We start from the raw sequence: 14,204 nt of genomic DNA on the forward strand, positions 1-14,204 counted from the left end.
ATACAATCCGGCTGGTTCCGTGATCCGAGACGTATCGGGACTGAAGGCCTCCCTCCTTGCCGGATTGTATTTCCTGTTGATGCAAGGAACGCAGAAATGTCTGACACCCCGCAACACTCACCGTTGCCCGAACTTCCCGAACTTGAAGAAAGCACCGATCAGGCAACTGAGGTGTCCGGTCTTCTGGGCCAGATGATTACAAAGGTTTCCAGCGTGTTCGCCATTGGATTTCTGCTTTCCATGGCGACGTTGATTTATGAGATCGTGGCACGTCACGTTTTTGGCAGCCCTACCTTGTGGGCGCATGAAACCACGACCTTTATCTGCGCTGTCGGCTTTGTGTTTGGCGGCCTTTATTGTGCCGCGCGCGACAAGCATATTCGTGTTGTCCTGCTTTATGACATTGCCGGACCGAAAATGCGCAAGACGCTTGATATCTGTATTTCTCTGGTCTGCATGATCGCATCGGGCTTCTTTGCCTGGGCCGCCTGGCTGATGGTTGAACGTGCCGTCTTTACGCCCACTGGTGACATCCACCTTGAAACAACCGGCAGTGCGTTCAATGCGCCTTATCCGGGCATCCTCAAGGTATTTTTGTTGGTGGTCCTGATTGTATTGATGGTTCAGTTCCTGGTTCAGGCCTTCAACTATGCCCGCAAGGCACCGATCATGCCGGCATCCCACACTTCGACCGAATAATCAGCGCCTCGTGCCCAATCAATTGATGCGTCTTTGCACGGCCATGCCAAGCAGCGCAACAGGATACATTTAAATGTTTGATTTACAGTCTCTTGGCATCGAATTCGGCACACTTGCCATGTTTGTCATGTTGCTTGGTTTCCTTGTGACCGGCATGCCGTTGGCATTTGTCACGCTGTTGATTGCCTTGATCTTTACCCTTGGCTGGTTCGGCCCGATGGCAGTACCGCTGATCACAAGCCGGGTCTATTCATTCGTTTCATCCTTTGTTTTCGTCTCGGTGCCGATGTTCGTCCTGATGGCGGCCATCCTTGACCGATCCGGTATTGCACGCGATTTGTTTGATGCCATGCGCCTGTTTGGCGGACGCCTTAAAGGCGGCGTTGCGGTTCAAACGATCTTTGTTGCCGTGATCCTGGCTGCCATGAGCGGTATCATCGGCGGCGAAATTGTTCTACTCGGCCTGATCGCCCTGCCGCAGATGCTGCGTCAGGGCTATGACAAGAACCTTGCTATCGGCGTTGTCTGTGCTGGCGGGTCGCTGGGCACCATGGTGCCGCCTTCGATTGTTTTGATCATTTATGGCCTGACCGCGAACGTATCGATTGGCGATCTGTTCACCTCGGCCTTTTTGCCGGGCTTCATGCTGGCGGGCTTCTATGTCGCCTATGTGCTGTTCCGTTCTTACACCGGCAACAACATCGCCCCGCCGCCGCAGACCGAAAAAATCCCGCGCGAAGAAAAGATCCGCCTGCTCAAGGGCCTTTTCCTGCCCATTCTGGTCGTGTTCTGCGTTCTGGGGTCGATCTATGGTGGCATCGCATCCGTGACCGAGGCATCGGCCGTCGGTGTGGCCGGTGTGATCGCCTCAACTGTTCTGCGGCGTGAATTTTCGCTTCCGATGCTTAAGGCGGCAGCACTTCAAACGCTTTCGACCTGCGGCATGATTGTCTGGATCGGCATCGGCGCATCTGCCCTTGTCGGCGTATTCAACCTGATGGGCGGGATCAAGTTTGTCTCAACCCTGATCACCGGCATTTCCGATGATCCAACCATCATCATCCTGTTCATGATGCTGATCCTGTTCGTGCTGGGCATGTTCCTTGACTGGGTCGGTATCGCGCTTCTGACCATGCCGATCTTTGTGCCGATCGTAAAAGAGCTTGGCTACGACCCGGTCTGGTTTGGCGTGCTGTTTGCCATGAACATGCAGGTCAGCTTCCTGTCGCCGCCATTCGGGCCTGCGGCCTTTTACCTGAAATCGGTCGCGCCACCCGACATATCGCTTGGCGATATCTTCAAGTCGCTTCTGCCGTTTATCTGCCTGCAGATTTTGGCCGTGGCACTTCTGATCATCTTCCCGGGCCTTGCCGGGGGCTAAAAACGAAGGGTGGAGCCATTTGGCTCCGCCCTTTTTCATTTCCCGCGCCGGTTAGCCGTTGCGATAGATATAGCTGTATGCATTGATCGCAGGCACGCCACCAAGATGAGCATAAAGGACTTTCGATCCCTTGGGGAAGTATCCCTTGCGCACCAGATCAATCATTCCCTGCATCGATTTCCCCTCATAAACCGGATCAGTCATCATGCCTTCAAGGCGTCCACAAAGACGGATGGCTTCGTTGGTTTCCTCAGACGGCACACCATAGAGTGGATAGGCGTAATCTTCGATCAGGGTGATATCCCGGTCCAAAATGCCACCTTCCAGCTCCACCAGATCGGCGGTTTTCTGTGCAATCGCAAGCACCTGTGCACGGGTCTGATCCGGTGTTGCCGACGCATCAATACCGACCACCTTGTCAGCTCGACCATCTGCGGCAAAGCCGACTGCCATCCCGGCATGGGTTGAGCCTGTCACGGTACAGACGACGACATAATCAAACTTGAAGCCAAGTTCGGCTTCCTGCGCACGAACTTCCTCGGCAAAGCCAACGAAACCAAGGCCACCATATTTATGAACCGATGCCCCGGCAGGAATGGCATAGGGCACACCGCCCTTGGCCTTTACATCCTCAAGGGCTGCTTCCCAGCTTTCGCGAATACCGATGTCAAATCCTTCATCGACCAGTTCGATCTGCGCGCCCATCACCCGGCTCATCAGGATGTTGCCTACACGGTCATAGACCGCATCATTGAATGGCACCCAGCTTTCCTGCACCAACCGGCATTTCATCCCGATCTTGGCAGCGATTGCAGCGACCTGCCGGGTATGGTTGGATTGCACGCCACCGATGGTCACCAGCGTATCCGCCCCGGATTTGATCGCATCGGGAATGATATATTCCATCTTGCGGACCTTGTTCCCGCCGAAAGCCAAACCGGAATTGCAGTCTTCGCGCTTGGCGTAAAGTTCAACATCACCACCAAGATGGGCGGACAGGCGCGGCAAAGACTCAATCGGGGTTGGGCCAAAGGTCAGCGGATATTTTTCGAACTTGTGCAAATTCATCGGACACTCCTGAAAACTGATTGAAACCGTCTTCAGGCTAGCGCGACACGTTTGAAAGGTGCTCTCGTAGTTCGGATTGATTTTCCCGGCTCAGACCATCACACTTTGATCAAATCACCATTTGTTCCATTAATTGGTAAATTTAGGGAAGGTTCTTTCATGCATTTCGAGCCTGACAAGATCGACTTCAAGATTTTGCGCCTGTTGCAGCAAGATGGCCGCATGGGCAATGCCGAAATTGCCAAACAGGTCAATGTAAGTGCTGCCACCTGCCACCGTCGGACACAAAAGCTGTTTGAGGAAGGCTACGTCAAAAACATCCGTGCCCAGATCGCGCCGGAAAAAGTCGACCGCAGTGCCCTGGTGATTGTCGGCGTGGTGCTTGATCGCTCAACACCCGAAAGCTTCGCCGAGTTCGAGGCAAACTGTCGCACCATGCCCTTCATTCTCGATTGTCACCTAGTAGCGGGCGATTTCGACTATTTCCTGAAAATCCGGGTGCGCGATATGGCCGACTTCAATCGCCTGCACGGTGATCAACTGATCGCCCTGCCCGGTGTGCGCCAAACCCGCACTTTCTTTGTCATGAAGGAAGTGGTCGATAACGCGCCACTACCATTTTGAACACAAGACTATCGAAACTTCAAAAAACTACAACATGCTGTTCGTGAGTTTATCTAAAGTACTAATTAGGCCACGAAAGAATGAAGCAAACCCACGTTGAATTTGACACGAAAGGCTTTCTATGTACCGCATTGCCCCAATCTTTGCCGCCATTTCTTTACTTTCTAGCTACTCTGTAGGAGCCATCGAGCTCGACCAGCAGAAACAAGCGATCGATCTGATCCAGAAAACAGCTTCGGCGCTTTGTAACAACATACCCACAGATGGCGAAACCACTACCGTAACTCTAGACGGCGAAGCTACATTAGAACTGAACATGCTTTTTAGGAAATTGGTTGACTTGAACATTTCAGGCGCTGCTGAATTTAGCCGCGGAACATACCAAGGTGTCTTACAAGAAGATCTGTCGGCAATCGTCTTGGCTTCCCAAGAATGCACGAGAGCAGTATGGACCGACCTACAAGCAAAATTGATCCCATCTCTAACTACAGTAGATCCACAATTATCACCCAGTGAACTACTAGTAAAAGATCAGAACCCCACCAAGTTAACGATTGTCGGTGCAGATCTAAAAAACTACGTCGGTTCCGACAAAACTTATCTCACAGTTAGAGTTGAAAATTTGGCGACCGTATCTGCAAAAAACGTTAAGGCCCGATTTTTCACACCAAAATCAGAACTTCTGGATAAAACCAATGTACACAAAACTTTTCATAGAAGTGATTTAATAATCAGGTCAGGAAATTCTTATGAATTTCCTATTATCTCCATCTCCGAACTAGCCGAAGTTTTGATTCCGAAAACTAATGGCTGGAAGTATATTGGACAAACTAGGGGAACAAACTTTCCATCCGATAACGAAGCTAGGCAAAAACTATGCAGCTCCGCTCCATTCGAGCTGTGTCCCTATAGCTTGTCAATGAAAGGCATCGCAGTTTCACTGGAATACGAAAGTATTTTTGGCGATAAAATTCAAACACTTAGCAGTATAAACGTGATTTTTGGGAAATCCGGAATTTAGGTGTCAGCGCCCAAGACTTATACGAGAAAATCCTCAACAAGAAAGGCGGCGATTTGTCGCCGCCTTTCTTCCACCAAAATCAGTCAATAAGAGAATTAGTTCGCGACCGGGAAGCGCATGGTGACGAATTCTTCCGCCGCTGACGGATGAACAGCAACAGTCTGATCGAACTGGGCCTTGGTTGCGCCCATGCGGACAGCAATGCCGATGCCCTGAATGATTTCAGCCGCATCCGGGCCGACCATATGCGCGCCAAGCACCACATCGGTGGTTTTGTCGACCACAAGTTTCATTAGCGTTTTTTCATCACGGCCCGACAGGGTGTGGCGCATCGGTTTGAAGGTCGATTTATAGATTTCGATATCCTTGCCCTTGTCGCGCGCTTCTTCCTCGGAAAGCCCGACGGTGCCAACCGGTGGCTGGCTGAAGACAGCGGTCGGGATGGCCTGATAGGACATCGACCAAGGCTTGCCGCCATAGACTGTGTCGGCAAATGACATGCCTTCCTTGATCGCGACCGGCGTCAGTTGCACGTGATCGCGGACATCGCCAACGGCATAGATGTTTGGCACGCTGGTCTGCAAACCGGCATTGGTTTTGATCGCCCCGCGGTCGTTCAATTCCACCCCGGCCTGTTCAAGACCCAGACCGTGGGTTTTGGGTTCACGCCCCGTGGCAAACATGATGGCATCAACTTCCTGATGACCACCACCGGTCAGTGTCAGGCTGAGCGAGCCGTCGTCGTTCTTTTCAATCGCCGTGACATTGGTCTCCAGACGCAGATCAATGCCCTTTTTGACGATTTCAGCGGCCAGATGGTTACGGATATCGTTATCAAAACCGCGCAGGATTTGATCGCCGCGATAGAACTGGGTCACATTTGCGCCAAGACCGGCAAAGATACCGGCAAATTCAACGGCAATGTAACCGCCGCCAACAACCGCGATGCGTTCTGGCAGGTCTTCGAGGTGGAAGGCCTGATTGGATGAAATGGCATGTTCGATGCCCGGGATATCAGGCATCACCGGCGTCCCACCAACTGCAATCAGAATGCGTTCGGCGGTCACCGTTTTGTCGCCGACCTCAAGGGTATGGGCATCTTTCAGGACCGCACGGCTTTCAAACAGCTCGACATTCGATCCCTTCAGAAGGCTTTTATAGATGCCATTGAGACGATTGATCTCGGTATCCTTGTTTTCGATCAGGGTCTTCCAGCTAAAGCTCGGCTCACCCGGAAGGGTCCAGCCATAGGCGGAGGCATCTTCGAAATCCTCGGCAAAGTGTGCGCCGTAGACCAGCAGTTTTTTCGGTACACAGCCACGGATCACGCAGGTACCACCGACCTGGCTTTCTTCGGCGATGGCAACCTTGGCACCATATCCCGATGCCACGCGCGCGGCACGCACACCACCCGAACCGGCACCAACAACAAACAAATCAAAATCATAGTCCGACATGCGGAAATTCCTGTTTTTGGTCAATTGACAACATGGCGCCAAATGTAGGGCGAATTTGCCAAGAGTCGAGGCAAAACACGGTAAACCGGGCGTAAAATCCGCGTGAAAGGGCCCCAATGTGCCCGCAAAGGCGCAAGATGCCGCTATGGGATAGCTTTTATAAACTTTCGCGCTATATGATGGCAAAGACGCGATGGGGATTGCGACAACTTGATAGGATTTTATCCATGAACGACCATATCCACGGTCAGGATGCGTCTTTTGACAATGCACCGCGCTATACTGACGAGCGCGGCGGGAATACGGCCGCTGTCTGTTACGGGCTGATGATCGCAACCCTGTTTACGGCCTTTGCCACCGGTTTGATTGCGCTGATTGTGTCCTATGTCGCGCGCGAAGACGACAATCACTGGACCAACAGCCACTACACGTTTGTCATCCGGACATTCTGGATCAGCATCCTTTATGCTATCATTCTTGGCTTCTTCACCTTCGTGATTGGCTGGATCCCGCTTCTGGGTTGGGCTGTTGTCGGGTTGATGGCGCTTTACACCACCGCCTGGTTTATCGGGCGTAATGTGATCGGCCTTCTGCGTGCGCTGAATGGCCGCCCGGTTGATAACCCGCAAAGCTGGTTCTTTGGCTGATCGCCCATAAACGCGGTGCAATCGGGTCAAAGACTGTTTGTCCGATTGCACCGGACTCCCCGGCCCGTTAAAGTTGCCCGAAAATAACATTTGATTTGGACAGGGGTAAAAAGTGGCGTCGTCTGTACAGGGTTCCGGCGATAAAATGCGCTGGGAAGATCTTCTTTCTTCTCATCGGCTTGAATTCAAGGATGGCAAAATTCGCCTGCCCGAAGGTGCCCCCTATCCGACACCCGATGGCCGAAGCCCGTTTCAGATCGATGTTGATCGGGTAATCTTCTCATCCTCGTTCCGTCGTCTGCAAAACAAGACGCAGGTTCACCCCTTATCCGAAAACGATCATGTCCATACCCGCCTGACCCACACGATCGAGGTCGGCTCGGTCGGGCAGTCATTGGGGCTGATGGCAGGCGCGCATATCGTCAAAAACCTGCCCAAGGGATCGGAAACCACCGTGGCCGATATCGGCTATATGGTGCAGGCCGCGTGCCTTGCCCACGATATCGGCAACCCGCCATTCGGGCATTCTGGCGAGGACGCCATCAATGAATGGTTCACCACATCGCGCCTTGCCAAGGATGAGCTGACATCACGCCTTTCGGGGCCGGAACTTGAAGACCTGCGTCATTTCGAAGGCAACGCCCAGGGGTTACGCATCATCAGCCAGCTTGAAATGAAGCGCTTTGACGGTGGGCTTAACCTGACATACGGCACGCTGGGCAGTTTCATCAAATATCCGCGCAGCACATCGGTTCCTGACGCCCGCCGCAAGGAATATACCGGCCTTAAAAAGCCCGGATATTATCAGGCCGAACGCGACATTGCGCAGGCGATTGCCAGGGTTTGTGGCCTGTCCCCGCTTGAAGGGTTTGATGGCGCATGGCGGCGTCATCCGCTGGTCTATCTGGTCGAGGCGGCCGATGACATTTGTTATTCCGTGGTCGATCTTGAAGATGGCTGGGAACTGGGCTGTGTCAGTTTCGAGGAAGTCGAACGAGCCCTTGCCCCGATTGCCCGCCATCCGGAAAAATATGATGGCGATGCCGAACAGCGCTGGAAAGACCTGCGTTCGGAAGGCTGGTATGCCGAAAAATCCGAAGACGACCGGATCGGGTTCCTGCGCGGCAAGGCGATTGGCAATCTGGTCAAGGCGGCCGTTGATGCCTTCATCGAACATGAAGACGCATTGCTTGCCGGCACCATCGAAGGTGATCTTTTGGCCAACACTCCGCTTGGCCCCTATGCCAAGGCCTGCAAGAAACTGGCGGTGCAAAGGATTTATAACGCGCCGCATGTCCTGCCGATTGAAATGGCCGGGTTTGAGGTCATCAATGGTCTGCTGGACAGCTTTGTGCGGGCCGCCATCGACATTGATGAGCATAAAAACCACGGCAAACGCCTGCCACCGCAGGCAGACCGCATCGACAAGCTTCTGTCGGGCAAGCTAATGGCAGCACCCGACCTCTATAGCCGCCTGATGCGGGTGATGGATTACATTTCCGGCATGACGGATCGTTATGCGGTGACACTGTTCAGGAAGCTTCAGGGCATTACCATTTAACAAAAAACCCGGCCATCTGGCCGGGTTTTTCATGAAAGCCTGATCAGGCCTAGATGATGTAGTGAATGCCGCACTCGGTCTTGTCCTGCCCGGCCCAGCGTCCGGCACGGACATCGGTTGTGTTGGGGTCAACACGTTCGGTGCAGGGCATGCAGCCAATCGACAGGAAGCCTTCAGCCTCAAGCGGATGACGCGGCAACGCGCGATGTTCAAAGATGTCTTCGATATCTTCGCGCTTGTACCCCGCCAGCGGATTGATCTTGATCCGTGAACCCGCCGGTTCAATCACCGGAAGCGCATCACGTTCGCCACCGTGGAAGCGTTTGCGACCGGTCAACCAGGCGTCATAGCCTTCCAGCGCACGCTGAAGCGGCTCCACCTTGCGCAGGTAGCAGCATTTCGCCAAGTCCGAGGCAAACAGCATGCCGTTAGGGTCCTCGGCCTTCAGCTTTTCCTCGTCCGGGCGCATGATCTTGATATTGGTCAGGCCCAAATGATCGACCAGCTTTTCGCGATAAGTATGCGTTTCGCCAAACAGCTTGCGGGTATCAAGGAAGATCACCGGCAAATCACGGTCGACCTCGGCCACCAGCGCCAGAAGGGCGGCGGCCTCTGTCCCGAAGGATGAGGTCATGGTGATGCGGCCGTTGAATTCTTCATGCACCATCGGTTCAATTAGAGCGACACCTTGCAGATCTCCATAACGGCTTAGCAAAGCCGCAGCACGGTCTGTTGCCTCTTCGGTAGACATCGAACCGCCGGTCACAATATCTTCTTCGCGCAATACATTCATGGCAACCATCCACGACGATCAATAAAATCGTCGGTTTTCTCAAGTAACTGCTTCATATCAGCACCGTCGGCCTTCCACTTCTCTCGCTGGTCGGCAAGAATGGATAGACGTTCGGACCATTTCGGATCAAGCCAGTTCTCTATAGCACGACGAATGCGTCCTGCAAGTCTTGGACTCTTCCCATTGGTCGAAACCGTGATCATCAGATCACCGCGCTGAATGCGCGCGGGCGATGAAAAATCACAATATTGTTTGACGTCCTCGACATTCGCAATCGTGCCAACGGCCTTGGCAATGGAGGCCAGCTCGGCTGCCTTTTTAAGATCAAGGTCGATGATAAACATGATGGAAGCCGCGTTGACATCCGCCGAGTTTGGCAAATAGCGCTGCAACCGGTCACCGGCCTGTTCGGCCAGTTCGGGTATCGGGTCTTCAGAATAGACGGTAACGTATTTTGCCCCATCACCGTCAAACTGGCGCAAACGGTTCAGGGTGGACTGACCGTTGCCGACCAAAGCGACCGAAAGTCGCGTCAGGTCCAGATTGATGGGAAACATCGTCGATCCTCTAATGCGGGTTTCTCTCTATTGCCCATGACTATGAGTGTGGATAGCAAATTATTCAATACATTTTTTATGTGTTTTATATATAAATAACACTAAATATTGGTATTTAATAGTTGCGAACTGACTGATCCATCAGACCCGATTTTTCCGTAAAGCTTTTCCTGCAATTCTTGCAAAATCGCCCTATATTGGGCCAAATTTCAAAACCCGTCCGCCAGAAGATATCGTCAAGAGAGCGTCCAGATGTCCAGCAGTGCCTCCCCTGCCCTGTCCGAAGTCAGCCTTGCGCACCCACAAGCCAACAAAAACGTCGCCATCTGGCTGTTTTCATGTGCGGCGATGGTGTTCATCATGGTGGTGATCGGCGGCTTGACGCGCCTGACTGAATCCGGGCTTTCGATTGTGGAATGGCGGCCCTTTACCGGCATCATTCCGCCGATGAATGAGGCCGACTGGCAAACGCTTTATCAAAAATACAGCCAGTATCCCGAGTTCCAGAAGATCAACGCATGGATGTCGGTGGAGGATTTCAAATCGATCTTCTGGCTGGAATTCATCCACCGCCTGTGGGGACGGTTGATCGGGATCGTGTTCTTCATCCCGTTTGTCTGGTTCCTGGCCAAGAAATCGATTGATCGCGCAACCAAGTGGAAGCTCTGGGGGCTGTTCATCCTTGGTGGTCTGCAGGGCCTGATGGGCTGGTACATGGTGATGAGCGGTCTGGTTGATCGCCCCGATGTCAGCCAGTATCGCCTGACCGCGCACTTCGGTCTGGCACTGGTTATTTTCATCGCCCTGCTGTGGGTTGCCCTGCAACAGTTGAGCCCGCGTGTGACAACCACAGCCGCGTCAACGCGCGCCTTGCAGTTGCTGTGTCTGATTGTGCTTACCGCCCTGTCCGGCGGCTTTGTCGCCGGTCTTAATGCCGGGCACATATACAACACCTTCCCGCTGATGGACGGGCAACTGATCCCCGATGGCCTGTTCGTGTTTGATCCGGCCTGGCTCGCGCCATTTGAGGACCACATGACAGTGCAGTGGGATCATCGCTGGCTGGCGAAACTGACATTCGTGATGGTGCTGGTGTTCTGGTGGCGTGCTGGCAAATGGGACCTTAACCCCAACCAACGCTTTGCCACCCATCTGGTTCTGCTTGCGGCCTGCCTGCAGGTCACGCTTGGCATCACAACGCTTCTGAGCGTCGTGTGGCTACCGCTGGGTGTCGCCCATCAGGCCGGTGCGGTTGTTCTGGTTGGGACTACAACCTATGCCGCCTACAAACTGCGCGATACGGCCTAAGTCGCGGACGTATCGTTAGTTAGTCATCGGCACGATGCAGCGCCTTGCGGATGCGGTGCATCGAAAACCAGATCGCGCCCAGCACCAGTGGCACGGCAACACCGGTGGCAACCCGGTCGTTGATCGGAACGCCGGTATCCTTGATCGCCTTGAACAGGTAACCCAGAAGCCCGACCGCATAATAGGTGATGGCGGCCACCGACAAACCTTCGACGGTTTGTTGCAGGCGCAGTTGCAGTTTCACACGCCGGTCCATGCTGGCCAGAAGGTCGCGGTTTTGCGCCTCAAGCAGGATATCAACACGGGTGCGCAGCAGGTTGTTGGCTCGCGCGACACGCTTTGACAGAACTTCCAGCCGATCGCCGATATTCCGGCAGGTCCGCATTGCTGGCGCCAAGCGGCGTTCAAGGAATTCGGCAATGGTTTGCATGCCTTCGATGCGTTCTTCGCGCAGTTCGCCAAGGCGCGCCTGTACGATGCGGTAATAGGCCCGCGCTGCACTGAACCGGTAATTGAGCGAGGCTGCCATTTCCTCGGTCTGGGCGGCAAGGTCGGTCAGTTTGGCGAGTGTTTCTTCGTCATTGGTCTGGGTTTTACTCGCCATTTCAGCGGTGATTTCCGACAGGCGGGTATCGATTTCCGATACCTTGGGTGTCGCCGTATGTGCCAACGGAAAGGCCAGCAGCGCCATCATGCGATAGACCTCAATTTCCTTAAGCCGCTGCACCAGACGCCCGGCCTGAAGGTGTTCGAGGCCGCAATCCTTGATCAGGATGCGCCCAAATCCATCGCCATGCAGGCGAAAATCCGTCCAGACCTGTGCCGTGCCCCCCAATATGCGGCTGCCGGTCAGGCCATTGTGATCAAACAGCCGGGAAAGCTCATCCTCACTCCGCTCAGCCTTGTCGACGACGATATGCAACCCCACCAGCAATTGTCCCGGTGTTTCATCAAGCCAGTCGCGCGGCACAAGATTGATCACCGGGTCTTCGAACGGGTTATCGAATGGCTCGGTGCGTTTGAAGACATAGACCGTGAATTCCGCGTGCCGTTCCCAGATGACGGAAAATCCATCACAGGCGGCTTCGAAATATTTTTGATCTGCAGCTGGTGGCGTCAGGCTATAGCGATGGCAAAAGGCGGTGAAGTGGTCGCGCACCGCGTCATCAAGGTCTTCGCCCGTTTGAAAGGCAAGGCAGGAACACCGCGCCGGGCTGGTCACACCACCAAACGGTCGGGCATGGATTTCATTATGAAGGGCGACGCGCTGGGGATGTTCGACAAACATTGCCACGGGCTTTCATAATTGGTTATTGCAGTCTATATAAACCACTCGGGCCATTGCTTTGTCCTCTGCCCGAACAAGTACCTGTATAGATGAAAGTCGAAGGCATCAGAAACCCTAAATTGAGTAAGGGATAATACTGCCTCAACTGAATTATCGTACAGGGAAAGACATTTTCTCTGGCCGTGTTATCGCGGCCCCAAGGAGGTTCCATGACCGATCTTCGCACCACCGACAATCTGTTTTTCGCCAAGGGTGATCTTGATCGCGACCGGCTTGAAACACAGGTCAATGATGCACTCAGCGCTGCCGAAGACGGGGAACTGTTCCTTGAATATCGCCAATCCGAAAGCCTTGTCTGGGATGATGGCCGCCTGCGCAGTGCGAACTTTGATACCGCACAGGGCTTTGGCCTGCGCGCTGTTGCCGACGAGGCGACCGCCTTTTCGCATTCCAACGAACTCTCCAATGACGCGGTTGCGCGTGCCGCCGAAACCGTCAAGGCGGTTGGCTCGGGCCGCTCGGGCAAGGTTGATCTGGGATCAATCGGTACGAACGTATCGCTTTATTCCGACGTGAACCCGCTGGGTGAGGCCACATTTGAGGCCAAGGTCGACCTTTTGGCCCAGATTGATGCCTATGCGCGTTCGCGTGACCCGCGTGTGGTACAGGTTTCCGCCTCAATCTCAGGCAACTGGCAGGCCGTGCAAATCTGGCGTTCCGGCGGACAGCGTATTGGCGATATTCGCCCGCTTGTGCGTTTTAACGTCTCGGTCGTTGTCAAACAGGGCGATCGCATGGAAACCGGATCACACGGCGAAGGTGGCCGGATTGGTTATGACGGGTTCTTTGATGAGAAAACCTGGAAAAAGGCGGTTGATGAGTCGCTCCGTCAGGCGGTTGTGAACCTTGATTCAGTCGCCGCACCGGCGGGTGAAATGACCGTGGTGCTTGGCCCGGGTTGGCCGGGCATTTTGCTGCACGAAGCCATCGGTCACGGCCTTGAAGGTGATTTCAATCGCAAGGGCACCTCTGCCTTTGCCGGGCTTCTGGGCCAGCGGATAGCATCGCCGGGTGTGACGGTGGTTGATGATGGCACCATCCATGACCGTCGCGGGTCGCTGTCCATTGATGATGAAGGCACGCCAACCCAGAAAACCGTCCTGATCGAGGATGGCATCCTCAAGGGCTTTATGCAGGATCGCCTGAACGCGCGCCTGACCGGTGTCAAATCCACCGGTAACGGACGTCGCCAATCATACGCCCACGCCCCGATGCCACGCATGACCAACACTTATATGCTCGGTGGCGACAAGGAGCCGGAAGAAATTCTGGCCTCGGTCAAAAAGGGCATCTATGCCGTCAACTTTGGCGGTGGTCAGGTCGATATTACATCTGGCAAATTCGTGTTCTCGGCCTCCGAAGCCTATCTGATCGAGGATGGCAAGCTTGGCGCACCGGTCAAGGGCGCGACCCTGATCGGCAACGGGCCAGACAGCCTGACCAAGGTTTCCATGATCGGCAATGACATGGCGCTTGATGATGGTATCGGTACCTGTGGCAAGGACGGGCAAGGTGTTCCTGTTGGTGTCGGGCAACCGACGCTCCGCATTGATGGTCTGACCGTCGGCGGGACTGCAGTATAACCCTGGGTGACCTATGGATAGGAGCAAAACCACCTTTCGGTAAATTCACTATACGCAAGGTGCGAAATACTATCCACCCACACATGGCAACACCAACCTGCCGAATGGCTATCCCTGTCTTTTCAAAGACCATAATCTGATTTGATCGTTTCCAAAC

At 54.0% G+C, this 14,204-nt stretch carries 13 protein-coding genes; 8 read left to right on the forward strand and 5 right to left on the reverse strand.

Annotated elements, in window-relative coordinates; genetic code table 11:
* The first annotated feature begins 96 nt into the window (after positions 1–96).
* Positions 97–699 carry a TRAP transporter small permease subunit gene (locus TH4_RS17405; RefSeq protein WP_064782120.1) on the forward strand — a complete coding sequence of 201 codons (603 nt, stop codon included), beginning with the start codon at positions 97–99 and terminating at the stop codon, positions 697–699.
* A gap of 73 nt (positions 700–772) precedes the next feature.
* Positions 773–2,080: a TRAP transporter large permease gene (locus TH4_RS17410; protein ID WP_008891577.1), complete on the forward strand. Its 1,308-nt coding sequence runs from the start codon at positions 773–775 to the stop codon at positions 2,078–2,080.
* Positions 2,081–2,131: 51 nt separating this feature from the next.
* Here the strand turns inward: TH4_RS17410 and TH4_RS17415 are convergent, their stop codons facing one another.
* Positions 2,132–3,148, reverse strand: a complete 1,017-nt coding sequence (locus TH4_RS17415) for a 1-aminocyclopropane-1-carboxylate deaminase (protein ID WP_064782121.1) — start codon at positions 3,146–3,148, stop codon at positions 2,132–2,134.
* A gap of 159 nt (positions 3,149–3,307) precedes the next feature.
* Between TH4_RS17415 and TH4_RS17420 the strand changes: the two genes are divergently transcribed.
* The gene (locus TH4_RS17420) at positions 3,308–3,772 is read left to right on the forward strand and encodes an Lrp/AsnC family transcriptional regulator (protein ID WP_064782122.1); all 465 of its coding nucleotides are present in this window, start codon (positions 3,308–3,310) and stop codon (positions 3,770–3,772) included.
* Between the two features lie 121 nt (positions 3,773–3,893).
* On the forward strand, positions 3,894–4,793 hold the full coding sequence (locus tag TH4_RS17425) for a hypothetical protein (protein ID WP_064782123.1): 900 nt from the start codon (positions 3,894–3,896) through the stop codon (positions 4,791–4,793).
* A gap of 95 nt (positions 4,794–4,888) precedes the next feature.
* Here the strand turns inward: TH4_RS17425 and gor are convergent, their stop codons facing one another.
* Positions 4,889–6,250 (reverse strand): glutathione-disulfide reductase, encoded by a 1,362-nt coding sequence (gene gor, locus TH4_RS17430; RefSeq protein WP_064782124.1) that lies wholly within the window; start codon positions 6,248–6,250, stop codon positions 4,889–4,891.
* A gap of 227 nt (positions 6,251–6,477) precedes the next feature.
* Between gor and TH4_RS17435 the strand changes: the two genes are divergently transcribed.
* Positions 6,478–6,897, forward strand: coding sequence for a DUF4870 family protein (locus tag TH4_RS17435; protein WP_064782125.1), 420 nt, complete (start codon positions 6,478–6,480; stop codon positions 6,895–6,897).
* A gap of 112 nt (positions 6,898–7,009) precedes the next feature.
* A complete protein-coding gene (locus tag TH4_RS17440) occupies positions 7,010–8,458 on the forward strand; it encodes a deoxyguanosinetriphosphate triphosphohydrolase (RefSeq protein WP_245227986.1) in 1,449 nt (482 codons plus the stop codon).
* Between the two features lie 49 nt (positions 8,459–8,507).
* Here TH4_RS17440 and TH4_RS17445 read toward each other — a convergent pair whose 3' ends face one another.
* Both TH4_RS17445 and TH4_RS17450 read right to left on the reverse strand, forming a co-directional pair.
* Positions 8,508–9,251 (reverse strand): phosphoadenylyl-sulfate reductase, encoded by a 744-nt coding sequence (locus TH4_RS17445; RefSeq protein WP_083997180.1) that lies wholly within the window; start codon positions 9,249–9,251, stop codon positions 8,508–8,510.
* Positions 9,248–9,808, reverse strand: a complete 561-nt coding sequence (locus tag TH4_RS17450; RefSeq protein ID WP_064782126.1) for a precorrin-2 dehydrogenase/sirohydrochlorin ferrochelatase family protein — start codon at positions 9,806–9,808, stop codon at positions 9,248–9,250. Before TH4_RS17450 ends, TH4_RS17445 begins: the two co-directional genes overlap by 4 nt.
* A gap of 252 nt (positions 9,809–10,060) precedes the next feature.
* Here TH4_RS17450 and TH4_RS17455 point away from each other — a divergent pair, with 252 nt between their 5' ends.
* Positions 10,061–11,116, forward strand: a complete 1,056-nt coding sequence (locus TH4_RS17455; RefSeq protein ID WP_064782127.1) for a COX15/CtaA family protein — start codon at positions 10,061–10,063, stop codon at positions 11,114–11,116.
* Between the two features lie 19 nt (positions 11,117–11,135).
* Here TH4_RS17455 and TH4_RS17460 read toward each other — a convergent pair whose 3' ends face one another.
* On the reverse strand, positions 11,136–12,404 hold the full coding sequence (locus TH4_RS17460) for a DUF3422 family protein (RefSeq protein ID WP_064782128.1): 1,269 nt from the start codon (positions 12,402–12,404) through the stop codon (positions 11,136–11,138).
* Positions 12,405–12,613: 209 nt separating this feature from the next.
* On the opposite strand from TH4_RS17460, the gene tldD reads away from it, so the two are divergent.
* On the forward strand, positions 12,614–14,047 hold the full coding sequence (gene tldD / locus TH4_RS17465) for a metalloprotease TldD (protein WP_008891569.1): 1,434 nt from the start codon (positions 12,614–12,616) through the stop codon (positions 14,045–14,047).
* Positions 14,048–14,204: the final 157 nt, after the last annotated feature.

Source organism: Thalassospira tepidiphila MCCC 1A03514 (assembly GCF_001662875.1).
GTDB lineage: Bacteria > Pseudomonadota > Alphaproteobacteria > Rhodospirillales > Thalassospiraceae > Thalassospira > Thalassospira tepidiphila.